26 protein-coding genes are annotated in these 24,455 nt (G+C 40.5%); 24 read left to right on the top strand and 2 right to left on the bottom strand.

Translation table 11 applies throughout. The features are described from left to right. The first annotated feature begins 1 nt into the window (after position 1). The 21 genes from ftsA (at position 2) to accA (ending at position 18,530) form a co-directional block, all read left to right on the top strand. A complete protein-coding gene (gene ftsA / locus H9L19_RS01270) occupies positions 2-1,342 on the top strand; it encodes a cell division protein FtsA (protein WP_187529391.1) in 1,341 nt (446 codons plus the stop codon). 30 nt (positions 1,343-1,372) lie between these two features. Then, positions 1,373-2,641, top strand: a complete 1,269-nt coding sequence (gene ftsZ, locus H9L19_RS01265) for a cell division protein FtsZ (protein WP_187529390.1) — start codon at positions 1,373-1,375, stop codon at positions 2,639-2,641. A gap of 22 nt (positions 2,642-2,663) precedes the next feature. Next, positions 2,664-3,128, top strand: a complete 465-nt coding sequence (locus H9L19_RS01260; RefSeq protein WP_243198190.1) for a cell division protein SepF — start codon at positions 2,664-2,666, stop codon at positions 3,126-3,128. A gap of 12 nt (positions 3,129-3,140) precedes the next feature. Beyond that, the gene (locus H9L19_RS01255; protein ID WP_187529388.1) at positions 3,141-3,410 is read left to right on the top strand and encodes a YggT family protein; all 270 of its coding nucleotides are present in this window, start codon (positions 3,141-3,143) and stop codon (positions 3,408-3,410) included. A gap of 18 nt (positions 3,411-3,428) precedes the next feature. Beyond that, the gene (locus H9L19_RS08250) at positions 3,429-3,851 is read left to right on the top strand and encodes a YlmH/Sll1252 family protein (RefSeq protein ID WP_243198189.1); all 423 of its coding nucleotides are present in this window, start codon (positions 3,429-3,431) and stop codon (positions 3,849-3,851) included. Continuing rightward, on the top strand, positions 3,848-4,213 hold the full coding sequence (locus H9L19_RS08245; protein ID WP_243198188.1) for a S4 domain-containing protein: 366 nt from the start codon (positions 3,848-3,850) through the stop codon (positions 4,211-4,213). Before H9L19_RS08250 ends, H9L19_RS08245 begins: the two co-directional genes overlap by 4 nt. A gap of 15 nt (positions 4,214-4,228) precedes the next feature. Next, complete coding sequence (locus H9L19_RS01245) at positions 4,229-4,993, top strand: DivIVA domain-containing protein (RefSeq protein WP_187529387.1); 765 nt, start codon at positions 4,229-4,231, stop codon at positions 4,991-4,993. Between the two features lie 279 nt (positions 4,994-5,272). Further along, a complete protein-coding gene (ileS, locus tag H9L19_RS01240) occupies positions 5,273-8,068 on the top strand; it encodes an isoleucine--tRNA ligase (protein WP_187529386.1) in 2,796 nt (931 codons plus the stop codon). 303 nt (positions 8,069-8,371) lie between these two features. Further along, positions 8,372-8,812, top strand: a complete 441-nt coding sequence (gene fabZ / locus H9L19_RS01235) for a 3-hydroxyacyl-ACP dehydratase FabZ (RefSeq protein ID WP_187529385.1) — start codon at positions 8,372-8,374, stop codon at positions 8,810-8,812. Between the two features lie 19 nt (positions 8,813-8,831). After that, complete coding sequence (locus H9L19_RS01230; RefSeq protein ID WP_187529384.1) at positions 8,832-9,287, top strand: MarR family winged helix-turn-helix transcriptional regulator; 456 nt, start codon at positions 8,832-8,834, stop codon at positions 9,285-9,287. 21 nt (positions 9,288-9,308) lie between these two features. Then, positions 9,309-10,277: a beta-ketoacyl-ACP synthase III gene (locus H9L19_RS01225; protein WP_187529383.1), complete on the top strand. Its 969-nt coding sequence runs from the start codon at positions 9,309-9,311 to the stop codon at positions 10,275-10,277. Positions 10,278-10,308: 31 nt separating this feature from the next. After that, positions 10,309-10,548: an acyl carrier protein gene (locus H9L19_RS01220; RefSeq protein WP_187529382.1), complete on the top strand. Its 240-nt coding sequence runs from the start codon at positions 10,309-10,311 to the stop codon at positions 10,546-10,548. Positions 10,549-10,688: 140 nt separating this feature from the next. Next, a complete protein-coding gene (locus H9L19_RS01215) occupies positions 10,689-11,642 on the top strand; it encodes a nitronate monooxygenase (RefSeq protein WP_187529381.1) in 954 nt (317 codons plus the stop codon). Positions 11,643-11,654: 12 nt separating this feature from the next. Beyond that, the gene (locus H9L19_RS01210; protein ID WP_187529380.1) at positions 11,655-12,590 is read left to right on the top strand and encodes an ACP S-malonyltransferase; all 936 of its coding nucleotides are present in this window, start codon (positions 11,655-11,657) and stop codon (positions 12,588-12,590) included. A 2-nt stretch (positions 12,591-12,592) separates the two neighbouring features. Next, positions 12,593-13,312, top strand: coding sequence for a 3-oxoacyl-ACP reductase family protein (locus H9L19_RS01205; protein WP_187529379.1), 720 nt, complete (start codon positions 12,593-12,595; stop codon positions 13,310-13,312). A 66-nt stretch (positions 13,313-13,378) separates the two neighbouring features. Then, positions 13,379-14,611: a beta-ketoacyl-ACP synthase II gene (fabF, locus tag H9L19_RS01200; protein WP_187529378.1), complete on the top strand. Its 1,233-nt coding sequence runs from the start codon at positions 13,379-13,381 to the stop codon at positions 14,609-14,611. A gap of 1 nt (position 14,612) precedes the next feature. Then, on the top strand, positions 14,613-15,068 hold the full coding sequence (locus H9L19_RS01195) for an acetyl-CoA carboxylase biotin carboxyl carrier protein (RefSeq protein WP_187529377.1): 456 nt from the start codon (positions 14,613-14,615) through the stop codon (positions 15,066-15,068). 11 nt (positions 15,069-15,079) lie between these two features. Continuing rightward, the gene (gene fabZ / locus H9L19_RS01190) at positions 15,080-15,511 is read left to right on the top strand and encodes a 3-hydroxyacyl-ACP dehydratase FabZ (protein WP_187529376.1); all 432 of its coding nucleotides are present in this window, start codon (positions 15,080-15,082) and stop codon (positions 15,509-15,511) included. Between the two features lies 1 nt (position 15,512). Beyond that, positions 15,513-16,916 carry an acetyl-CoA carboxylase biotin carboxylase subunit gene (gene accC, locus H9L19_RS01185; RefSeq protein WP_187529375.1) on the top strand — a complete coding sequence of 468 codons (1,404 nt, stop codon included), beginning with the start codon at positions 15,513-15,515 and terminating at the stop codon, positions 16,914-16,916. Beyond that, the gene (locus H9L19_RS08365) at positions 16,900-17,748 is read left to right on the top strand and encodes an acetyl-CoA carboxylase carboxyltransferase subunit beta (RefSeq protein ID WP_187529374.1); all 849 of its coding nucleotides are present in this window, start codon (positions 16,900-16,902) and stop codon (positions 17,746-17,748) included. The genes accC and H9L19_RS08365 overlap by 17 nt, the downstream gene beginning before the upstream one ends. Next, the gene (gene accA / locus H9L19_RS08360; protein WP_187529373.1) at positions 17,748-18,530 is read left to right on the top strand and encodes a carboxyltransferase subunit alpha; all 783 of its coding nucleotides are present in this window, start codon (positions 17,748-17,750) and stop codon (positions 18,528-18,530) included. Before H9L19_RS08365 ends, accA begins: the two co-directional genes overlap by 1 nt. Before the next feature lie 173 nt (positions 18,531-18,703). Here the strand turns inward: accA and H9L19_RS08425 are convergent, their stop codons facing one another. Next, positions 18,704-19,354, bottom strand: a complete 651-nt coding sequence (locus H9L19_RS08425) for a class Ib ribonucleoside-diphosphate reductase assembly flavoprotein NrdI (RefSeq protein ID WP_338061920.1) — start codon at positions 19,352-19,354, stop codon at positions 18,704-18,706. Between the two features lie 345 nt (positions 19,355-19,699). On the opposite strand from H9L19_RS08425, the gene nrdH reads away from it, so the two are divergent. From nrdH to nrdF, 3 genes are all read left to right on the top strand, one after another. After that, positions 19,700-19,933 (top strand): glutaredoxin-like protein NrdH, encoded by a 234-nt coding sequence (nrdH, locus tag H9L19_RS01165; protein ID WP_187529371.1) that lies wholly within the window; start codon positions 19,700-19,702, stop codon positions 19,931-19,933. Between the two features lie 119 nt (positions 19,934-20,052). Continuing rightward, positions 20,053-22,224: a class 1b ribonucleoside-diphosphate reductase subunit alpha gene (gene nrdE, locus H9L19_RS01160; protein ID WP_187529370.1), complete on the top strand. Its 2,172-nt coding sequence runs from the start codon at positions 20,053-20,055 to the stop codon at positions 22,222-22,224. A 36-nt stretch (positions 22,225-22,260) separates the two neighbouring features. Then, the gene (gene nrdF / locus H9L19_RS01155) at positions 22,261-23,226 is read left to right on the top strand and encodes a class 1b ribonucleoside-diphosphate reductase subunit beta (RefSeq protein WP_187529369.1); all 966 of its coding nucleotides are present in this window, start codon (positions 22,261-22,263) and stop codon (positions 23,224-23,226) included. An 89-nt stretch (positions 23,227-23,315) separates the two neighbouring features. Here the strand turns inward: nrdF and H9L19_RS01150 are convergent, their stop codons facing one another. Beyond that, on the bottom strand, positions 23,316-24,416 hold the full coding sequence (locus H9L19_RS01150; protein ID WP_187529368.1) for a M24 family metallopeptidase: 1,101 nt from the start codon (positions 24,414-24,416) through the stop codon (positions 23,316-23,318). Between the last annotated feature and the right edge of the window lie 39 nt (positions 24,417-24,455).

The raw sequence follows: 24,455 nt of genomic DNA, 5'->3' as shown, positions 1-24,455 counted from the left end.
AATGGCCAATCACGGAATGATTGTTGGCTTAGACGTCGGGACAAATACAGTTAAAGTATTAGTTGCTGATGTTCGGGACAAACAAGTAAATGTGATCGCTGTTGGGCGGGCCGTTTCACATGGTGTCAAGCGTGGGGTAGTAGTCGATATTGATGCTGCAGCAAATGACATCCGAATGGCCCTTGCTCAAGTAACCGAACAAACCAATCAAGAAGTAAAAGAAGTGATTGCAAGTATTCCGGCAACCGCGATTCAAATGCGGGCCGTTAACGGGACAGTCGCGGTACACGACTCACAACATATTTCATATGCTGACGTAGCGGCAGCAGTCCAAGCAAGTATTTCACAGTTGACACTGAAGGATCAGACCGTTGTTGACTTGACCCCGCAAGAATTTATTGTAGATAATTTTGCTGGTGTGACAGACCCAAATGATATGGTTGGTACACATTTAACGATGCGCGGTATCGCTTACGTTGGACCACATCAATTAACTGACAACTTACGTGCTGCAATCGAACGTGCTGGCTTACGATTACGTGACATGGTGCTTGCGCCATTAGCAGCCAGTCAAACCATTGTTTCTGATGCAGAACAAGAATTTGGCACGATTATGCTGGATATGGGAGCCGGTCAGACGACTGCTGCCATTGTGCATAATCATCAGATGAAATTTATCGCAACATTTTCAGCTGGCGGCTCGAATATTACAAAAGATATCAGTACTGTTTTCAATATTAGTCATCAAGATGCTGAACGTTTAAAACTGGATGCTGGATTAGCTGCACCGCAATTTGCTAATAATAGTAATCAGTTAACGATTCAGCCAGTGGGTCAATCTGATATGCGAATTACTGAAAGTGAATTAGCTGAAGTCATTGGCGCGCGCGTGCATCAAATTCTGACAAAATTAGGTCAGCGAATTGATACGGTATCTGGCTTCCAATTACCAGGCGGTTTAGTGGTCTCCGGTGGTAGTGCGGCATTAAGACATACACAAGATGTTTTAAAATCGACGTATGGGGTTAATGTTAAACTCTATATGCCAAATGAAATTGGCCTAAGGCACCCAGCATATGTTGGAGCTTGGAGCATTGTCAATTATGCGGCGCGTCAGACGCAGGTCGCTTTGGTCGTCAAACAGGCATTATATGGCTTACCTATATCATTTATGACAAATGGTAGTCAGAACTTAAGGCAAGGTAATCATCGACCACAAACAGTGAAAAAGCAAAACACGCCACAAAATTTTGAAGAACCAGCGCGTGAATCTGAACCTGTAAGAAATCGCATGTCGTTTGGGCAACGCGTGAATACGTGGTTTAAAGAACTATTTAACTAATAAATGCTAATTATGAAAGAGAGTTATCCCATGGATATGCAAATTGAAAACCAACCAATTGGCGCAGCAATCAAGGTTATCGGTGTTGGTGGTGGTGGTGGTAATGCCATCGCTCAAATGGTGGCAAGTGGTGTTTCTGGCGTGCAATTTATTGTTGCCAATACTGATGCGCAAGCACTGGCTGACTCGCCAGCTGAAGTAAAAATTCAAATTGGGACCAAAGCAACTAAGGGATTGGGTGCTGGTGCACGACCAGAAGTTGGTGCAGAAGCGGCTTCAGAATCCGAAGCTGAAATTGCCGATGCTTTAGCTGGTGCTGATATGGTCTTTGTCACTGCAGGTATGGGTGGAGGAACTGGTACTGGTGCAGCTCCGATTGTGGCTCGAATTGCAAAAGAGGCCGGGGCCTTAACAGTTGGTGTTGTGACCCGCCCATTTAGTTTCGAAGGGCCTAAGCGTGGGACTGCCGCAGCTGAAGGATTAGCTAATTTAAAGAAAAATGTTGATTCGTTAATCGTAGTTTCAAATAATAACTTATTACAGGTACTTGATCGTAATACAACAATGATTGACGCCTTTAAAATGGCCGATTCAGTGCTTGTGAATGGTGTGAGTGGTATTTCACAATTAATCACAAATCCTGGCCTAATCAATGTCGACTTTGCGGACGTTAAAACGGTAATGGAAAATAAGGGTACGGCTGTTATGGGAATTGCAACTGCGACTGGTGAAAGTGCAGCGGCTGATGCGACAAAGGCTGCCATTAAATCCCCATTATTGGAGTCAAAAATCGATGGTGCAACAGATGTCTTGCTATCTGTTAAAGGTGGGTTAAGCATGCCATTGTTCGCAGCTCAAGAAGCCGCAGACGCAATTAAAGAGGCAGCTGGCGATGATGTGAATGTTATTTTTGGAACCACTTTGGATGAAGGTCTCGGTGATGATATCATGGTAACAATTGTTGCTACGGGTATTGATCGACCAGCGGCCACTAAGATGGGATTGAATGTTAATCAAACAGCACAATCTGCTGCCAGTGCATTTACTCAAAGTAATCCGGCAAATGAAACGACGACTACCCAAGCAGTAAAACCTAGCGTGACTACTAATGATCCGTTTGCAGGTTGGAATGCGTTTGAAACGAAGCCAGAAAAACGTGAAACTGAAGAAAATTTGGCGCAACAAGCACCAGCTGCTGCAGATCAACAAGCATTTGATTCATTTTCAAACGATGAAACAGATGAGGATGAGGTTGAACGTCCACCATTCTTCGCATGGAAGAATCGGGACAACAACTAACGGAGAATAGGAAATGGGATTCATGGACACGTTTAAAAAGTTTTTTAATTCAGACGAAGATGATTATGAATATAGTGCCTCGTCACAAGGCTATTATGAAAATGATGACGCCACGTTTGACAATCAAGAAAATGTGAGTCAACCACAAACAGAGTCACGGCCAAAAGCTAACAAACGAGCTAATGTTTTAGCAATGGATGCGGCTCGTCAAGGAGAAGCGGCAAAGATTGTCGTTTTTGAACCTCGCATTTATTCAGATGTCAAAGAAATTGTTAATGAAATTCTTGGCGGTAATGCGGCCTTGGTAAATTTTAGTTCAATTGACAATGCGCAATCAATGCGAATCGTCGATTACCTAGCGGGAGCAGCACAAGCAGTCGATGGTAGTGTGCAACGTATTGGAGAATCAATTTTCCTAGCTGCACCACATAATTTTGAAATTTCAGGCACTATCTCTCAAAATTTAGGTAATGCATTTAGTAATTAATCTGGAGATTGTATGAATTTAATCATTGCTTTACTACATTATCTGATCCAAGGATTAGAACTTATTATTGTTATTTCTGCATTAATGTCATGGTTACCCGGTGCTAGTCAATCGCCGCTAGGACGCTGGGTTAATAGTGTGGCAAGTATCTTGGTCAATCCGATTCGGCGAATCATGCCAAGGACTGGCATGATTGATTTCTCACCACTAATCGCGCTGTTGGTTTTGCAAGCAGCAGAAATGGGAATTCGAATGTTGGCCCAAATATTATTTATTTACTAAAAAGAAGGAGGCAGCGCTATGGCTGATAATGTGAAACAACATTTTCGTCCAGACGAGGCCTCTTTTATTGATTTCGCAGTGGCTTTAATCCGTCAAGTCGAGGATGAATACCGCTTAGTGGCAACGAATTTTCTTAATCCACGGCAACAATATATTTTAACGACCTTAATTAATGCCCAGGATACGGTAAAAATGCAAATGTCAGGTGGCTTTTTGGACGCAGAGAATCAACGCGCTGTATTATTCCCTGCTTATTATGAGCCGACGCCTACCGATTATGACATGCAGGCCCTACAAATAAATTATCCAATTAAATTTTCCGTGCTACATCATAGTACAATTTTAGGGGCGTTAATGCATGCTGGTATTGAGCGTGACAGTATTGGTGATATTGTTTCCAATGACCAAGGTGTTTGGCAACTGATGGTGACAACCCGATGAGCAGGTACATTCTTGCAACTTTAACGCATATTGGTCGAACAAAAGTTCGAATGCTGGCCATTAATCAGCAAGATTTGATTATCCGAAATGAAGTGTGGGAAACGATCGAAAAGACAGTTTCATCACTTCGATTGGATATTATTGTGGCAAATGGGTATAATATATCTAGAACGCATGCAAAAGAGTTAATTGAGCATGGGAAAGTTCGGGTCAATTGGGCTGAAATTCGGCGCCCCGACTATGTGTTAGCCATTGACGATTTAGTTTCAGTGCGTCAATTTGGACGTTTGAAATTACTAGCAGAAAATGGATTAACTAAAAAAGAAAAATGGCGAATTATACTTGCTGTTATAAGGAAATAGGAAGAGGTTAATTGTATGACACTTACACCACAAGAAATTCATTCAAAAGAGTTCACTAGTCGTGGACGCGGATTTGATAAGACAGAAGTTAATGACTTTTTGGATCAAGTTGTGATTGATTTTGAAACATTGATTAATGAAAATCAAACTTTGAAAACAAAGTTGGCTGAATCAGAAGCCAATGTTAAACAAGTTGAAGATATGAAGCAATCAGTTAACTCATCAATCCTAATTGCCCAAGAGGCTGCAGAGCGTTTGAAGAAGCAAACTGAAGCTGAAGTTGAAGCCACAAGAAACCAAGCAGAAGAACAAGCACAACAAACGGTCTTAGATGCAACTGCTAAGGCGAATACGATTGTGACAACTGCTAACGAAGAAGCAGCGCAAACTGAGGCAGCATCTGCCGCAGAAATTGCTAAGTTAAAGTCTGAGAAAGAAGCGTTAACTCAAGAAATGGCTGGCTTCAAAGCAAAATTGACTGGTATGCTACAAAATCAAATTGATTTGGTTAATGGTGACCACAATTGGACCGATGTTGCCGTTGCTGCTGAAAAATTAGCACCGGCGGAAGCAACGACTGAGGCTAATAACAACAAGGAAGCAGCACAGATTGAGAAAACAAGCACGCCTGACTCATCTGCTTTGAGTGAAGAAGAATTTGAAGCTGCTGTTCAAGCTAAATTAGCTGAGTTTTCTGAAAAGGAACAAGCGGAAAATGCTTCTGAGACAGTTGTTGTTTTCCCTGAGGCAGATTCTGAAAGTGACAAGTTTTTGAATTAGGATTGATGGTGGCTTGTCGATAATATTTTTTGACCAAACGGTATTAATGATACTTTAAAGCGACCTGGAGATGGTGTGAGCCAGGAAAGTTCAAACAGTAATACTTATCAGCAAAAAATTAAAGTTAATACCAAATTGAGACCCAGTGATGGGTGAATTCGGGTGGTACCACGTTGTTATAGACGTCCCGCACTGATGCATTTGCGTCAGCGCGGTTTTTTGATCTTTTAATGTCGTCGGATAAACCGAATGTTAGTCATTTGAAAGGATGATTGGAATATGAAAATTAAAGAAACATTGAACATTGGAAAAACAAAATTTCCTATGCGAGGTAATTTGCCAACAACTGAAGCCCAACGTGAGAACATTTGGTTTGAAAACAAAGTGTACGAAGCGCGTCAAAAATTGAATGCAGGTAAGCCTACCTTCATGCTTCATGATGGGCCACCATATGCCAATGGTAATATTCATATCGGACATGCGATGAATAAAATTTCAAAAGATATCATTGTTCGATATAAGTCAATGAATGGCTTCCGTGCACCATACGTTCCTGGCTGGGATACACATGGGTTGCCAATTGAGCAACAATTGACAAAAATGGGAAAGGATCGCAAGGCGGTTGGCCCCGTTGTTTGGCGAAAGATGGCCGAAGAATTTGCGCGTAAGCAAGTTAAAACCCAGATGGCTGACTTTAAGCGCTTAGGTGTTTCAGCGGATTGGGATCACCCATATTTGACATTATTACCTGAGTTTGAAGCGGCGCAGGTGCGAGTTTTCGGTGAAATGGTCAAAAAGGGTTATATCTATAAAGGTAAGAAACCTGTTTTCTGGTCATGGTCATCAGAATCAGCCCTCGCGATGTCTGAAATTGAATACCATGATGTGACTTCACCAACTGCATTTTATGCTGAACAGGTTAAAGACGGTCAAGGTAAACTTGATACAGATACTTACTTTGTTGTTTGGACAACAACGCCTTGGACGATTCCTGGTTCACGTGGTATTTCTGTTAATGCCAACTTTAAATATAGTCAAGTTCAATCAAAGGGTTCAGATAAGAAGTATATTATTGCAACCGAATTGTTAGCCAAAGATGCTGAAATGTTTGGTTGGGACGAGTATACTGTACTGGCTGAATTTGAAGGAAAAGATTTAGAGTACATTACTGCTCAACACCCATTTTATGATGATGTCTCATTATTGGTGATGTTAGCTGATTTCGTGACACTAGATGCAGGAACAGGATTAGTGCATACCGCACCAGGATTTGGTGAAGATGATTTCTTTGTTGGTCAAAAGTACGGCTTAGAAGTAGCCGTACCGGTTGATTATCAGGGAAAAATGTTGCCAGAAGCAGGCGAAGATTTTGCGGGTGTTTTCTATGAAGACGCTAATGCGATTTCATTGAAAAAATTAGCCGATTTAGGTGTTTTACTTAAACAAGAAGACATCACTCACTCATATCCGTTTGATTGGCGTACAAAAAAGCCGGTTATCTACCGAGCAGTGCCACAATGGTTTGCCTCAATTCAATCCTTTAGGGATGATTTGTTGAATGAATTAGATCAAGTCTCATTTTCACCTGAATGGGGTAAGAAACGTCTGTATAATATGCTAAAGGATCGTGGTGACTGGGTCATTTCACGTCAACGCGTTTGGGGAGTGCCTTTGCCAATCTTTTATGCTGAAGATGGTACGCCAATTATGGAGCCTGAGACAATTGAGCATGTCGCTGAATTGTTTGCAGAACATGGATCAACCTATTGGTTTGAAAAGGAAGCTAAAGAATTATTGCCAGAGGGTTATACGAATAGCCATTCACCAAATGGTATTTTCACCAAAGAATTAGATATCATGGATGTTTGGTTTGATTCAGGTACTTCGCATCAAGGTGTCTTGGCTGCCCGTGATGATTTAAGCTTCCCCGCTGATTTATATTTGGAAGGCTCAGATCAATATCGTGGTTGGTTTAATTCATCACTGATTACTTCAGTTGCAGCGACTGGACAGGCACCATATAAGCAAATTTTGTCACAAGGATTTACGCTTGATGGCCAAGGCGAGAAGATGTCAAAGTCACTGGGAAATATCATTTCACCAAACGATGTGGCAAAAGAAATGGGTGCAGAAATCATTCGCTTGTGGGTATCATCAGTTGATACCTCTCAAGATGTTCGTGTTTCAATGGCTGGCTTCAAACAGACAGCGGAGGCATATCGTAAAATTCGTAACACAATGCGCTTCTTATTGGCCAATACCGCTGATTTCAATCCAAATGAAAATCAAGTTGCTTTCAAGGATTTGACACCGGTAGATCAATATTTCTATGCACGATTCAATGAGTTGGTTCGTGATGTTAAAAACGCCTACGACCAATTTGATTTCCAGACGGTCAATAAGTTAATGATGAACTTTATCAACGTTGATTTGTCAGCATTCTATCTGGACTTTAATAAGGATGTTTTGTATGTTGAAGCACCAAATGGTGATTTGCGACGCTCAGTTCAAACTGTGTTGTATAAAATGTTAGTTGATATGACAAAATTGTTGTTGCCAATCTTACCACATACGGCTGAAGAAATTTTTGAATATTTACCATTCGAAACAGGCGATTTTGCTTATTTAACTGGCATGGCAACGGTTGAGGATCTTGGTGATACCACTGATTTAATTGCTAATTGGACAAAATTTATGACCGTACGCGATGCTGTTAATAAGGCACTGGAAGTAGCACGAAATAATGAATTGATTGGAAAACCAGCTGAAGCAGCGGTAACATTATATTTGACTGATGACCAAGCTAAACTAATCGATAGTTTGCACCAAAATGTTCGGGTAACGCTGTTGGTGTCACAACTGACATTGATGCATGTGGAAGAGGCGGATGATACGGTTGCTAGTTTTGATGGTTATCAGATTCGAGTTACTCGGGCGGCTGGTGAGATGTCGCCTCGTGATCGTATGTACCATACTGACTTAGGGGCGGATTCAGCTTTTCCTATGTTGTCAGCACACGAAGCACAAATTATTCGTGATAACTTCCCAGAGGCATTGGTGGAAGGTCTTGAATAACTAGAATCAAACGAAAGAAAGACTTACTTCATATTGGTAAGTCTTTTTTGTTTAAAACTATTTACTTAGCTATCACCATTTATTCATACCTCTTATTTATGATGATAGTAAGTGTTTGGTACTGATTTGAGGTGAATAGTTGCTGTTCTTTTGCATGGGTTGCTTTTTAGTTAATTGATATTGATATGAATGTGCATGTCATTGAAAAGATTAAATGATTAATTGACAAATTATTTTGATTTTATTATTATTAGTCTATCGGATATTTCGATAACCGAAACATATTTAGAAAGGAGGTTGATTATGGCAGTTCTTACAACAACAGAAATTATGGCCATTATTCCTAATCGCTATCCGATATTGTATATGGATCAAGTCATCGAGATGGTCCCAGATGAATCATTAGTTGCAATAAAAAATGTCACAATTAATGAACAATTCTTTCAAGGCCATTTTCCAGGAAATCCGGTAATGCCTGGCGTATTGATTATTGAATCACTGGCTCAGGCTGCGTCAATTTTAATTTTGAAGTCGCCGCAGTTTACAGGTAAAACAGCATACATGACAGGCATTGATAATGCGAAATTTAAACAAATGGTACGACCAGGAGACGTCCTAGAATTACATGTCAAATTAGGTGCAGTCAGGGGCAATATGGGAACGGTTGATGTTGAAGCAATTGTTGCTGGAAAGATTGCAACCAAAGCGACACTAATGTTTGTAGTTGCACCAGAGGACAAATAGAATCGCTAAAATTAATGCTATGACAAAAGAAAAAGAATATTCCTTTGAATTGGTTAATGAAGCACTTGTTGACGTTTTTAATAATGTGATGTGGATTGAGGAAGCCTCACTTCGTGAATCAGAATTTAATGATATTACGATTAAAGATATGCATATCATTGCTGCTATTGATGGTAAGAATGATGTCCCAGCTTCAAAATTGGCTGAAATTGTTCATGTGACGCCTAGTACAATGACGAGTGCAATCGATAAATTAGTAAAAAAGGGTTATGTTGAGCGTCATCGCGATGAAACGGATCGGCGCTTGGTAATGATTAAACTGACTCATAAAGGCCGAATTGTGAATCGTGCACATGATGCATTCCATCGTGGGTTGACACATGCATTATTCGATCAAGTTGAACAGAAGGATACGGGAACGATTCAGACAGCCGTGATGGCATTACAGGCATATTTACATCAATTAGTTGAATGAGCAGTGGGTGTGGAGACATAGATGGAACATATTAGAATTTCAGGTTTTGCCAAATCAATTCCAAAACGTATTGTGACAAATGATGAATTAGCGCAACAGTTAGATACCTCTGATGACTGGATTTATTCCCGAACGGGTATTCATCAGCGTCACATAGTGACTACTGAAAATACCAGTGATTTGGCAATTGATGTGGCCAAGCAATTAGTTGAAAAAAATCAGATTGATGTATCCACACTGGACTTTGTGATTGTGAGTACGATGTCACCTGATACTTTGACGCCGAGTGTGGCGGCAAAAGTACAAGGCGCTATTGGTGCAAATCATGCATTCGCTTTTGATCTAGATGCTGCTTGCTCAGGGTTTGTATATGGTTTATCTGTTGCCAATGCACTTTTGTCGACACAATATCAGCGTGGTATTTTGATTGGTGCGGAAGTTTTGAGTAAGTTAGTTGATTGGCAGGATCGATCAGTGGCTGTGCTATTTGGAGATGGCGCAGCAGGTATTTTACTTGAGCGGACACAAACGCCCAGTCGAATTATGAGCGAGTCTTTGAAAGCATACGGTGCACAATCGGATGCGTTGACTGCGGGTGAATTTCCTAACCAAAATTTATTGGGTACGATAACATCAGGTGATTCTTTTTTTCACATGGATGGACGTGCAGTCTATGGTTTTGCAACTCGGGAGGTGCCAAATGTGCTTAATGATGCTTTGTCGAAAGCACACCTAACTGCTGACGATATTGATGTGTTTATATTACATCAAGCTAATCGACGGATTATTGAATCAATCGCTAAACGTTTTGGTCAGTCAATTGAGAAATTCCCGATGAATATGATGGCTTATGGTAATACAAGTGCGGCTAGTATTGGAATTGTTTTGACGGAACTATTTGAGCAACGTCAGATACATGAAGGTCAATTAATTGCCTTAGCAGGCTTTGGTGGTGGTCTAACCGCCGGAGCAATGATTATAAAACTATAAATTAATGAGAGAAAAGAAAGAGGATTAAATAATGACAAATGAAGTAATTTTTGAAAAAGTACAAGAAATTTTAATGGATCAATTTGACTTAGAAGCAAGTGAAGTTGAGATGACAACGAATATGGCCGAAGATATTGACGCTGATTCGTTGGATCTGTTTGAAGTGCTTAATCGCGTTGAGGATGACTTTGATATCAAACTTGAAGCCACTGAAAATGTAGCAACTGTAGAAGATTTAGTTGCTAAAATTGCTGAACAAGTTAATAAGTAAGTAGTAAGTGATAAATGATAAATAAAGTCCCTGGATAAGGTGACTTCATGACATATGTTGTGCCAGTAAAACATAAAATGTGTCATGAAAGCATCTTATCAATATGACATGGGTTGAAATGAAGAAAAGGAAAAAGGTATATGAGCGTGAATTTAACGAATCCGTTGTTTGAGAAGTTAGGGATGAAGTATCCTATTATTCAAGGCGGGATGGCGTGGGCCGGAACTGGTGCTTTAGCCGGCGCAGTATCGGAAGCTGGTGGGCTTGGTATCATTGGTACGGGCTATTGGCATGCAGAGGATGTTCGTCGTGAGATTCATCGGGCGCGTGAAATTACTGATAAGCCATTTGGTGTCAATGTGATGCTTATGTCGTGGCATATTCGGGAAGTATTTGATGTCATCATCGAAGAAGGTGTCAAGGTTGTGGCCACAGGAGCGGGTGATCCGTCGCCTTTTATCGATGAATTACATGCACATGATATTATTGTCATTCCTGTTGTTCCCTCAGTTGCTATGGCCCGAATGATGGAAAAAAAAGGTGTTGACGCCGTGGTTGCAGAAGGAATGGAATCTGGTGGGCACATCGGAAGCTTGACCACTATGACGCTAGTGCCTCAAGTCGTGGACGCTGTATCGATTCCAGTTATTGCAGCTGGTGGTATGGCGGATGGCCGTGGTGTTGCAGCAGCTTATATGTTGGGTGCAAACGGTGTGCAAATGGGGACTCGTTTCCTAGCAACCAATGAATCAGAAATTCATGATAATTTCAAAAATGCGGTCTTAAAAGCAAAAGACGTCGATACAATTGTAACGGGTGAATTGATTGGCAATCGGGCCAGAGTTTTAAAAACTAAAATGTCAAAAAACTTTGTCAAAAAAGAACGAGAATTAATTTCACAGCCAGCATTAACACCTGAGCAACGTGAAGAATTAGAAAATGGGACACTTCGAAATGCTGTCGTTGATGGTGATAAAGATAACGGTGCCTTTATGGCTGGTCAAATTGCCGGAATGATTCATGAAATCAAACCAGTTGCTGAAGTGATGGCCGATATATGGACACAGGCTGAGTCATTATTAAATCGAAAGTAAGGGAATAAGACTGTGAAAATTGGGATTTTAATGAGTGGGCAGGGCGCACAGACAGTTGGTATGGGACAAGATTTGTTTGACAATTTACCTGTTTATCAAGCATATGTTCAGCGTGCAAATCAAGTTCTGGGCTATGATTTAATGGCTGATGTATGTGGCAATGCGAATCGCATTCAGCAAACGGCTTTCGCACAACCCGCAATTATGACGATGAGTGTCGGTATTTATCAAGCACTTTTTGAAGGGCTTTCGCAGCCAAACTACCTTTTGGGACTGAGTTTGGGCGAATATTCAGCGTTAACAGCGGCACAAATTTTTAATTTTGAACAGTCAGTTGCCATTTTGGCCGATCGTGGCCGCTATATGCAAGATGCTGGTGAGACCCAACCTGGCAAAATGGTTGCTGTGATGAGTGATAATCAGTCCCAGATTGTTAACCTGTTAACTCAACTTCAAGCACAAGGTAAGCGCGTTTATCCAGCAAATTTTAATACATTTAGTCAATTGGTAATTGGTGGTGTGGCTACAGATGTAGATGTAGCAGTTGAACAACTGTCTCAATTAGGAATTTCACGAATGGTCGAGTTGCCGGTTGCCGGCGCATTTCATACGCCACTCCTAGCAACAGCAGCTGAAAAATTAAAACAAAGATTAAGCCATGAGAAAGTTATGGCTTCTGACAAGATTGTATTTTCAAATACTACAGGACAACCGTTTTCAGGAGTCTTGCCAACGCTAGAAAAACAGATGACCCATCCAACGTATTTTGCACAAGCTTTACAGGCGATGATTGATCAAGGTGTTGATACATTGATTGAACTGGGCCCCAGTGATACTTTGAGCAAATTTGCGAAAAAAGTTGTTGGGAAAGAAATTAAGCGATATGCAGTCAATGACTTAGTCTCATTTCAACAAGTGCGAACATTGTTGTTAACGGAGGGGAAATAGGCATGGAAATTGAAGGAAAAACAGTTTTAATTACTGGATCAGTCCGAGGAATTGGGTTGGCAATTGCTAAAGCCTTTGATTTAGCAGGGGCAAAAGTTATCTTGCATGGTCGCCAAATACCATCGGCAGAAATTTTAGCCCAATTCTCAAAGGATATGCCATATATTACAGGTGACATTTCAAACGCTGAATTGATTCAAAATGAGATAAACAACCTCTATCAACAAGGCACACAAATAGATATTTTAATTAACAATGCTGGTATGACCAATGATAAACCGGCAACAATGCGTTCAGAAGATTTTGCTCAGGTCATTAATGTGAATTTAAATGGTACTTTTAATGTCACACAACCAGTCTTCAAACAAATGCGTAAAAAGAAACAAGGCGTCATTATTAATTTAAGTTCAATTATTGGGTTGATGGGCAATATTGGCCAAGCTAATTATGCGGCTTCAAAGGCTGGTATTATTGGCTTGACCAAGTCGTTGGCTCGTGAAGGGGCGACAAAAGGCATTCGAGTGAATGCGATTGCGCCAGGTATGATTGAATCTGATATGACAAACGCATTATCGGAGGCGCAACGTGAGACAATTTTGACAAATATTCCATTAAAACGCTATGGCCATGTGGATGAAATCGCACAAACAGTTCTTTTCTTAACTCGAAATGATTATATTACTGGACAAACAATAACTGTTGATGGTGGTTTGTATATTTAACAGATGAATCAGAAATATTGCAACTGAATAAGCCTATGAATAACGTATAATGAAATGGAGATAGATATGACACGAGTCGTAATTACAGGTATGGGTGCGATTACACCACTTGGCAATAATGTACAAGACTTTTTGGACGGCATCTATTCTAATCAAGTTGGGATTGCACCAATCACACACTTTGACGCCAGTGAAACGGGCATTACGGTCGCTGGTGAAGTGAAAGGGTATGATCCAGCTGAGCGTGTGGGGAAACGTGAAGCTCGGAAAATGGATATTTTTGCGCAATATGGTGTTCATGCGGCAGGTGAAGCGCTTGAACAAGCAGGATTAAAAGATGGGTTTAAAAATCCAGCAAGAGTTGGTGTGGTCTTAGGTAATGGTATCGGTGGTTTAACAACAATTCAAGATAATGTCATTAAAATGAATCAAAAAGGGCCACAGCGTGTTAGCCCACTATTCGTGCCCAATGGCATTCCAAATATGGCCTCAGGTAATGTGTCACTTCGATATGGCGCACAGGGAGTCAATTATACAATTTCAACAGCGTGTGCATCTGCAACAAATGCCATCGGTGAATCATATTTAAGAATTAAACATGGTTTAAATGATATGATGATTACAGGTGGGACTGAAGGTACCATTAATGAAATTGGGATTGCTGGATTCGCGGCATTAACAGCTTTATCAACGGCAACAGATCCATTACAAGCATCGACACCGTTTGATGTTAATCGGCATGGCTTTGTAATGGGTGAAGGGGCTGGTGTTCTAATCTTAGAATCTTTGGCGCATGCAACAGCACGCGGTGCAAAGATTATTGCTGAGGTCGTTGGATATGGTGCGAATTCTGACGCGTATCATCTAACGAGTCCAACACCAGACGGTTCTGGTCCAGCGGGTGCGATGCAATTAGCGATTGATGATGCGCAATTAGAACCAGCAGATATTGATTACGTAAATGCGCATGGAACGGCAACCGGCGCAAACGATGCAGCCGAAGCAAAGGCTTTAGCATTGACCTTTGGACCGCGGGGCGTATTGACGTCTTCGACAAAAGGTATGACTGGTCATCTTTTGGGCGCAGCGGGTGCGATTGAAGCCATTGCTGCAATTGGCGCCTTTGAGAAGCATTATTTGCCTGAAAATGTTGGCTTAACAAACCAAGATCCGGATACTATGGACGCATTATTAGTTGATGCTGAAAATAAGCAAGTCGATCCAAAATATGTTTTGAGTGCGAATTATGGATTTGGTGGGCATAACGCCGCGATAATCTTTAAAAAATGGGAGAATTAAAATGAGCTTGGATTTTTCAGAGATTCGTCAATTAATGGCGGAATTGGAACAATCATCATTGCGAGAGTTGCGTATCGATGATGGTGATTTTCACCTTCATTTGAGTAAAAATGAACAATTAGCGGCAATGTCCACTGGGTTAACTAGTGAACCAACAGTAGACCCTGTATCTGATGAAGTGAAAGTCAATCCAATGGACAAACCTGCAAAACCAACAAGCGCCATTAAGGCACCACTAGTTGGGACGGTTTACTTAAAAGCTAAGCCCGATGCCGCAGCATTTAAACAAGTTGGGGATCACGTGGCAGTTGGTGAGCAAGTTGCCATTATTGAGGCGATGAAGTTAATGACGCCAGTTAAGTCTGAAGTGTCGGGCGTGATTACTGAAATTTTAGTCGAAGAAGAAGAAGTGGTAGATTTTGACAAGCCATTGTTTTTGGTCACAGAAGAAGGGTAGGTCGTGGTGAGATGACAATTTTAAACACAACTGATATAATGGCAATTTTGCCGCATCGTTATCCAATGCTCTTATTGGACACGGTCGAAGAACTTGAACCGGGCGTGAAATGTGTTGCAAAGAAGAATATTTCGATTAATGAAGAAGTGTTTTTAGGTCATTTTCCAAATAACCCCACATTTCCTGGTGCTTTAACCGTGGAGGCGCTGGCGCAAACTGGTGCAGTTGCGTTATTGTCAATGCCTGAATTTAAAGGGAAAACTGCTTATTTTGGGGGAATTAAGAAAGCGCGTTATCGGCAAATGGTTCGACCAGGTGATCAGCTGCGATTAGAAGTGACCCTGGACCGTATGCGTGGGCCAATTGGTCAAGGGAAGGGCGTTGCATATGTTGGCGATAAGAAGGTAACGACTGCTGACTTGACGTTTATTATTGGTGATTAAATTGTTCAAAAAAGTATTAGTTGCAAATCGTGGTGAAATAGCAGTTCGGATTATTCGAACGCTGAAAGAAATGGGCATTCAGTCAGTTGCAGTTTATTCAACTGCCGATAAAGATAGTTTGCATGTCAAGTTAGCAGATGAAAAAATTGCGATTGGTGGACCACGTGCAAAAGATAGTTATTTAAATATGAAAAATATCTTGAGTGCGGCACTGTTAACTGGTGCTGAGGCTATTCATCCCGGCTATGGTTTTTTAGCTGAAAACGAATTGTTTGTTGAGATGGTTGAAGCTGTTGGATTGAAGTGGGTTGGTCCAAGTCCACAAGTGATTGAGTTGATGGGAAATAAGGCAAATGCACGTGAATCCATGCGTCAAGCTGGTGTACCAGTGATTCCAGGATCCGATGGTTTTATTAAAAGTCGGGATGATGCACGAGCTGTTGCAGCACGAATCGGTTATCCTTTACTAATTAAAGCTGCTGCAGGTGGCGGTGGTAAAGGTATGCGTTTTGTCTACAATGAAAAGGAATTATTTGATAAATTTTCTGATGCTCAAAATGAGGCAAAAGCATCTTTTGGGGATGATCACATGTACATTGAAAAAGTGATGACTAATGTGAGACATATTGAGATGCAAATTATGCGTGACCAGTTTGGACAAACAGTGTATTTTCCAGAGCGTAATTGTTCACTGCAAAGGAATAATCAAAAAGTACTTGAAGAATCACCAGCAATTGGCGTGACAGAAGATATGCGACGTCAACTGGGCGAGATCGCCACTAAAGCGGCGAATGCAATTAATTATGAAAACACCGGTACATTCGAGTTTTTACAAGATTCTGACGGCCATTTTTATTTCATGGAGATGAATACACGGATTCAAGTTGAACATCCAGTAACAGAAATGGTTACTGGTTTGGATTTAATTAGAATGCAGATTGAAGTAGCTGCAGGAGAACATTTACCATTAACACAGGCGGATGTTCAATTAAATGGCTACGCGATGGAAGTCCGGTTAACGGCCGAAATTCCAGAGCGTAATTTTGCACCTTCAGCAGGTGAAATAAACTTCTTGTTCTTACCAACTGGTGGACCAGGTATTCGAATTGATACAGCGCTATATAGTGGTGATAGAGTGCAACCATTTTATGATTCAATGATTGCAAAACTTTTAGTGCATAGTGCGACACGTCAGCAGGTGATTGTTAAAATGCAACGTGTTTTAGATGAATTGGTCGTTTATGGTGTGCAAACTAGTGCGGATTTTCAGGCCGCGCTTTTGCGTGATCCACAAGTAGGACGTGGTGATTTTGATACGCGCTACTTAGAGGAAAGTTTCTTGCCTCGTTGGCAAAAAACGCAACCATTGACGGAATTAGGGGGCGGAGATGGATTTATTCAATAATCAAAGTAATGATCACCCAGCACCCAAGTTGAAACGGAATGCGCAATTAAATAATCAGATACCAGATGGTCTATTTTTAGCTTGCCCATATTGTGGGGCACAAATTTATTCAAAACAGTTAGGACGAGAACGTGTTTGTCCTAATTGTGCGTATGGATTTCGGCTCCAAGCGCATGAGCGCGTGGCATTGTTGACGGACGAATTCATTGAATTGGATGCCGATTTAGTTTTGCCACCAGACGATTTTCCAGGATATCAAGCTAAACTAGATCGGGCGCGACAACAAACTGATTTAAATGATTCGGTTCTAACTGGGCTCGCAAAACTTGGTCAAGAAAAAATTGCGCTTGGTATTATGGACTCATACTTTATTATGGGGTCATTAGGCGTGATAACTGGTGAGAAAATTGCGCGTTTATTTGAAACGGCAACTCAAAAAAGCCTACCAGTTGTTTTGTTTACAGCATCAGGTGGTGCACGGATGCAAGAAGGTATCCAGTCATTGATGCAGATGGCAAAAACGTCGGCTGTCATTGCCGCCCATCAAGAAGCAGGATTATTGTTTATCGTTGTCATTACCGATCCCACGACTGGCGGTGTCACCGCATCGTTTGCAAATGACGGCGATATTACTTTAGCTGAACCACATGCACTAATTGGATTTGCTGGTCGCCGGGTGATTGAACAAACCATTCATGAGAAATTGCCAAGTGATTTTCAGCGCGCTGAAACCGTCTTAGAAAATGGCTTTATTGATGCGGTCGTTGATCGACGTGAATTAAAGTCGATGTTGATGACATTGATTGGCTTCCATACGAAGGAGAAAATCTAATGGCTTTATTTAATCGAGAAAAGACAGCCGCACAGGTGGTCAAAAAATCACGAGAAGATACGTATCATGCAGAAGAATTAATTCAAGGCATTTTTGATGAGTTCGTCGAACTGCATGGCGATCGTTTGGCTGGCGACGATCCGGCTATTATTGGTGGTATTGGACGTTTACAGGGGCAAGCGGTAACTGTCATTGCAATTGATAAAGGGTTAGATATTAATGACAAAATTAATAAACGAAATGGTTCGCCTGAACCATGGGGTTATCGGAAAGCATTACGTCTGATGAAACAGGCGGAAAAATTTCACCGGCCAATTATTACGCTAATTAATACACCAGGGGCATTCCCAGGTAAAACGGCTGAGGATCAGGGTCAAGGCGCTGCTATTGCGCAAAGCATTTTAGCTAGTATGTCATTATCCGTTCCAATGATTGCCATTATTTATGGAGAAGGTGGATCTGGCGGTGCCTTGGCACTTGCGACAACGGATCGATTATGGATGTTTGAAAATGCGACTTATTCGATCCTATCACCTGAAGGTTTTGCGGCGATTCTTTGGAAAGACGCGAAACGTGCTGATGAAGCCGCAGAAATGATGGGCTTAACGGCAAATACATTACTTGCAAAGCAAGTTGTTGATGCCATAATTCCTGAGAATCGAAATAAATTGAAACTTTATAAAGGCCTTCAAGAAAAGTTAGGCCATGAAATTAATGCATTAATGCAATTGGACACGGAGACACTAATTGCACAACGACGAGCTCGTTTTCGTGCGTTTTGATGACAAGACGGTCTAAATATAATAAAAGTCTAAGTTAATCGGTTAGCCAGTCGAGATAATGCAAGCCATTATTCTGAGCGGTAGTTGATTAGCTTAGACTTTTTTTGTTGGTATGATCAACGAGTCGATTGTAGGAATTTCCAATGAAATAGATTAGTTTGTGCACTTAAGCATCATTTAAAGGTTAATGATTTTTTCTTAATTGGGCACATCCAGTAATGTTCATTGGCAATGAGATTAATCTGTTCTGTATAAATGTTTTCAGGTGACGTTACAGTTGTGATATTAGTAATGTGTTCAAATTGATGTTGATCGGCAGGCAAAATTTGTGAAACATAGCGAGCATCGTCATCGATGACAATTGCTTCACCATGTTGTTCTTGTTCGAAAAGTAACATTCTTAAATTTGATTGTATTTGTGTCGTATCAGATGCGCTTGTCGTTGAGGTTGTTAAGCGGCGTAAGATGTTTTGATAAATTCGTTCGATATCGGCTTGGGTCCCACGTAGTTCGTATTCTCCAATCATTGGGACGTTAAAATGGGTTGCATATCGACGTGCGGTTAGTAGATATTGGGCATTAAAATTTTTATTACCAGAGCCGATAAGACCTAATAATTGATGATTAGTGTCATTTAATGACAGATATTCCATTAATCCATTAGTCATGATTTCTTTGACGCCACTGTGAATACCATTACCACCATCAAGATAAGTCGGCACAAAGGCAAAAAAAGGTGTCGTGAGCTCGATGTCATCGCTGACATCAGAAATCTCAATTGGCGTAAAAATGTAAGTTGATTGAGCGTTTGCATAGGTAGTCAAGCGGTTAACAAAATTTTTAGTATTACCCGCGATTGAAGTGTAAAGAAGTTGAATATTCATGTCAGAGACCTTTCTAACTGGTTATTTAGCTATAAAGATACACTTTTAATGAAAATTAAACAAGCCTGTTTTTACATAATGTAACAGAGCGTTAGATTTACTTAATATTTAAATAAAACGTTTAAGCGCTTATTTAAAGGCGTTTTGAGCGATATGTAATCAAATAGAAACATAATCGTCAGGATTTAAATGTTGCTTTCTGTTATATTCATAGTTATACTGAATGACATAGAAAACATGATAGATTGAAAATAAGAACTTATAGTAAGGAAGAGGATGAAAACTATGGCAATTACCGTTTATACAAAGAATAACTGTGTACAATGCATGATGACTAAGAAAACATTAATGCAATATGGTGTAACGTTCGATGTCAAAAATGTTGACGAGGAGCCAGAGGCACTTGCTTTCCTAAAAGCGGAAGGCTTTCAAGCGGTTCCTGTTGTATTCTCAAATAATAGTGAACCAATTAAGGGCTTCCGGCCTGACCTGCTAAAAAATTTAAAAGAAGCAATGTAATTAGTGTTTATTGCTAGAGAAGTAATGACCACTGGTGACGAATGACGGTCGTCAGGGCATTAACTTCTCTTTTATTATCAAAAAATTAAATGATTTAAAAAATGGGAGGCGGTGCATTTATGGCACTAGGTACACTTGATCAAAATACTGTGACATATTTTGACTTAAATAATGAGCTCAATATTCCAAAAAATGGCACAATTCAGTTAGATAAGGATAAAGAAGCGTTAGCCGCATTTATCCGTGAAAATATTGAACCAAATACGTTGCAATTTGATTCTTTGAAGGCGCGTTTTGATTATTTAATTGAAAATGATTTTGTTGATATCGCAATGGTTGAGCAATATGAATTTTCATTTATTGAACAGCTCTATCAATACCTCCGACAAGAAAACTTTCAATTTAAATCATTTATGGCGGCCTATAAGTTTTATGCGCAATATGCGATTAAAACGAACGATAAGCAGTTTTATGTTGAAAATTATATTGATCGTGTGGCGATGAATGCATTATTTTATGCGAATGGTGATGAGCGTTTGGCTTTGAATCTGGCTGATGAAATGATTCACCAAAGGTATCAACCAGCAACACCTTCATTTTTAAACGCAGGACGCTCACGACGTGGTGAGTTGGTATCATGTTTTGTGTTACAAACAACTGATGATATGAATGCAATTGGTCGGACAATCAATTCAGCATTGCAACTCTCTAAAATTGGTGGCGGTGTGGGAATTAACCTGTCGAACTTACGAGAAGCTGGTGCGACAATCAAAGGCATTGCAAATGCTGCATCTGGGGTAGTCCCAGTCATGAAATTATTGGAAGATTCATTTACGTATTCCAATCAAATGGGGCAACGGCAGGGCGCAGGTGTTGTTTATTTGTCAGTATTCCATCCAGATATTATGTCATTTTTGGCAACCAAAAAAGAGAACGCAGATGAAAAAATTCGGGTTAAAACTCTATCACTTGGATTAACTGTCCCGGATAAATTTTATCAATTAATTCGCGAAAATGCGGATATGTTTTTATTCTCACCATATGACGTTGAACGTGAATATGGGACAGCCTTTAACTATGTTGATATAACTGCAGAATATGACAACATGGTAGCCAATCCAAAAATTAAAAAATACAAAATTCGTGCACGTGATTTAGAGAATGAGATTTCAAAAATGCAACAAGAATCTGGTTATCCTTATGTGATTAACCTTGATATTGTTAATCGGGCCAATCCGATTGCTGGAAAAGTCGTCTCATCCAACTTGTGTTCAGAAATTTTGCAAGTCCAGACGCCTAGCCAAATTGATAATCAGCAAAACTATACGCAATTAGGTTCAGACATTTCATGTAACCTGGGATCAACTAATATTGTTAATATGATGGCAACCACAGATTTTGCGACTTCAGTCGAAACAATGGTTCGAGCCTTATCGTTTGTTTCTGATCAATCACAATTAGATATGGTACCGTCAGTTCAGCATGGTAACCAAGAATTGCATGCCATTGGCTTAGGTGCGATGGGCTTGGCGGCTTACTTTGCTAAGAATCAAATGCACTATGGGGATGAAGAAGCGTTAGACTTTACGAATGTTTACTTTATGATGTTAAATTACTATACGTTGGTTGCGTCAAATAAAATTGCTAAAGAACGGCATGAAACTTTTGCCAATTTTGAACAATCTGACTATGCAAATGGCCAATATTTTGACAAGTATTTGCACCAAGATTTTGGACCACGCACACAAAAGGTTGCTGATGCTTTTGCTAGTCATCATGTGCCAACACCAGCAGATTGGGCGCAATTGATGGCAGGTATTAAGCAATACGGACTTTACAATGCTTATCGATTGGCTATTGCGCCAACGGGGTCAATCTCATATGTGAATGATTCAACGGCGTCATTGCACCCAATCATTAATAAGATTGAGGAGCGACAAGAAAAGAAAATTGGTAAAATTTACTATCCAGCACCTTATTTAAGCAATGAAACGTTGCCGTATTACCAATCTGCATATGATTTAGATATGCGTCGTGTGATTGATGTGTACGCAATTGCACAACAACATATTGATCAGGGGATGGCCTTGACGTTGTTTATGCGGTCGACATTACCAAGTGGCTTGTATGAATGGAAGGATGGTCACACCGATAAAATGACCACGCGTGATCTGAATATTCTTCGTATGTATGCGTTCCATAAACAAATCAAATCAGTGTATTATGTTCGGACGTATACTGATGATGCTGGTGAGATGGGTGTTAACGAATGCGAATCGTGTTCGATTTAAACGATTGTCATATGTGGATATGAAAGAAGGGTAATTATGACGGAAAATTACATTGCCATTAACTGGAATGAAATTGAAGATCAAGTTGACAAGGCGACTTGGGAGAAATTGACTGAACAATTTTGGTTGGATACACGAATCCCATTGTCGAATGATTTAGATGATTGGCGGCAGATGTCTTCAGATGAACATTATTTAGTTGGGCATGTTTTCGGTGGTCTTACATTGTTGGACACACTACAATCACAAGACGGGATGTCGTCACTTAAAGAGCAAACACGCACACAACATGAAGAAGCTGTTTTAAATAATATTGAATTTATGGAATCGGTGCATGCCAAATCATACTCATCAATTTTTGAGACCTTAAATACGCCAGATGAAATTGACGAAATTTTTAATTGGACGAATCAAAATGAGGCACTTCAATTTAAGGCACAACGGATTAATCAGGTGTATCAAAAAGGTACAGCGTTACAAAAAAAAATAGCGTCAGTGTTCCTTGAAACATTTTTGTTTTATTCAGGCTTCTACACGCCATTATATTATCTTGGTCACAACAAATTGAATAACGTTGCTGAAATTATTAAATTGATTTTGCGTGATGAGTCAGTGCACGGCACATATATTGGGTATAAATTTCAGCTTGGATTTAATGAGTTATCCGATGCGGAACAAGATAAATTAAAGATGTGGATGTATGACCTACTAATGGAACTATATGCCAATGAAGAGGTTTACACCCATGCACTTTATGATCAAATGGGTTGGTCTGAGTCAGTATTAACGTTCATTCGATACAATGCAAATAAAGCGTTGATGAATTTGGGACAAGATCCATTGTTTCCAGATGGGGCAGATGACGTTAACCCGATCGTTATGAATGGTATCTCAACGACAACATCAAATCATGATTTTTTTTCACAAGTTGGAAATGGCTATCGATTAGGTCAAGTCGAAGTGATGGAAGATGAAGATTATAATTATGGGTTAAATGATTAAAGTAAAAAAGGCTTGCAGCATTGCTGTAAGCCTTTTTGTTATAGACAAATTCGTCAATGATTAACTTAAAATTGAAACTGACCAATGGCCTAATCAATGATCTGTAAATCTTTAGTATGGTGAGTGAAAGATTCAGCGCCATGTTCGGTTAAGACAATTGAATCTTCAATTCGAACGCCCATGTCGCCAGGAATGTAGATACCGGGTTCAATGGAGAAGGCCATCCCTGGCTCCAAAATGAAATCATTACCAGCCATAATTTGAGGGAATTCATGGACGGATGAGCCTAATCCGTGACCCAAGCGGTGCACGAAATACTCCCCAAATCCAGCCTTGGTAATGATTGTCCGTGCGATATCATCAAGCTCACCAGCTGTCATCCCCGGCATGACCATTGATTGGGCTGCCAATTGGGCTTCGAGGACAGTTTGATAAACTAAACGTTGATGGTCCGAGACGGCGCCATAGGCAACGGTTCGTGTCGCATCAGACACATAACCCTCATAAATCGTCCCAAGATCAAATAGGGCCATATCGCCGCGCTTAAGTTGAGTTTTCCCGGTTGCACCGTGGGGTTCGGCGGCATGTGCGCCAAATTGAACCAACGTTTCAAAAGACATACCAGGGATACCACGCTTTTTTGTTTCAAATTCTAAAGCTGCCGCAACGGCTAGCTCTGAAACACCATCGGCTAAGGCTGCAAACCCATATTCGAATGCACGGTCAGCATCGCGACCAGCACCGTGCATTTTTTCGATTTCTTGTGCGTCTTTGTGAAGGCGCATCGTTTGAATCTTAGGGGTGATATCTGCTGTGAATATGACTTGTGGTAAAGCTGTTTGAATTTTTTTGGCACGCTCTACGGTTAATTGACTTTCTTCAATCGCCCAGCGTTTAATTGAAGGGGTAACTGCCGTAATATGACCAGCAAGGCGTTCCCAACCATTTTCATGATCTTGATAACCAAAAACAGGTGCAGTCCATCCAGTACTTTTAACTGCTTGTACCTCGAGGGCTGGTGCAAAAATTAGTGGGTCGTTTTGAGCGAAAACAACCAATGCCAAGATTCGTTCGATTGGGTCAGATTCAAAACCAGTTAGATATGAAATTGTATGGTAATCAGATAAGAATGCAACATCTAATTCGTTTTCATTTAACCATTGTTGGATGGCTTGAATTTTATTATTCATGAAAGTTCTCCTTTATGTGAATTTACTCTAGTGTACGCT

Origin of the sequence: Weissella diestrammenae (assembly GCF_014397255.1) — a bacterium.
In the GTDB taxonomy this organism is placed as follows: domain Bacteria; phylum Bacillota; class Bacilli; order Lactobacillales; family Lactobacillaceae; genus Weissella; species Weissella diestrammenae.
This window is presented reverse-complemented; position numbering and strand designations above follow the sequence as displayed.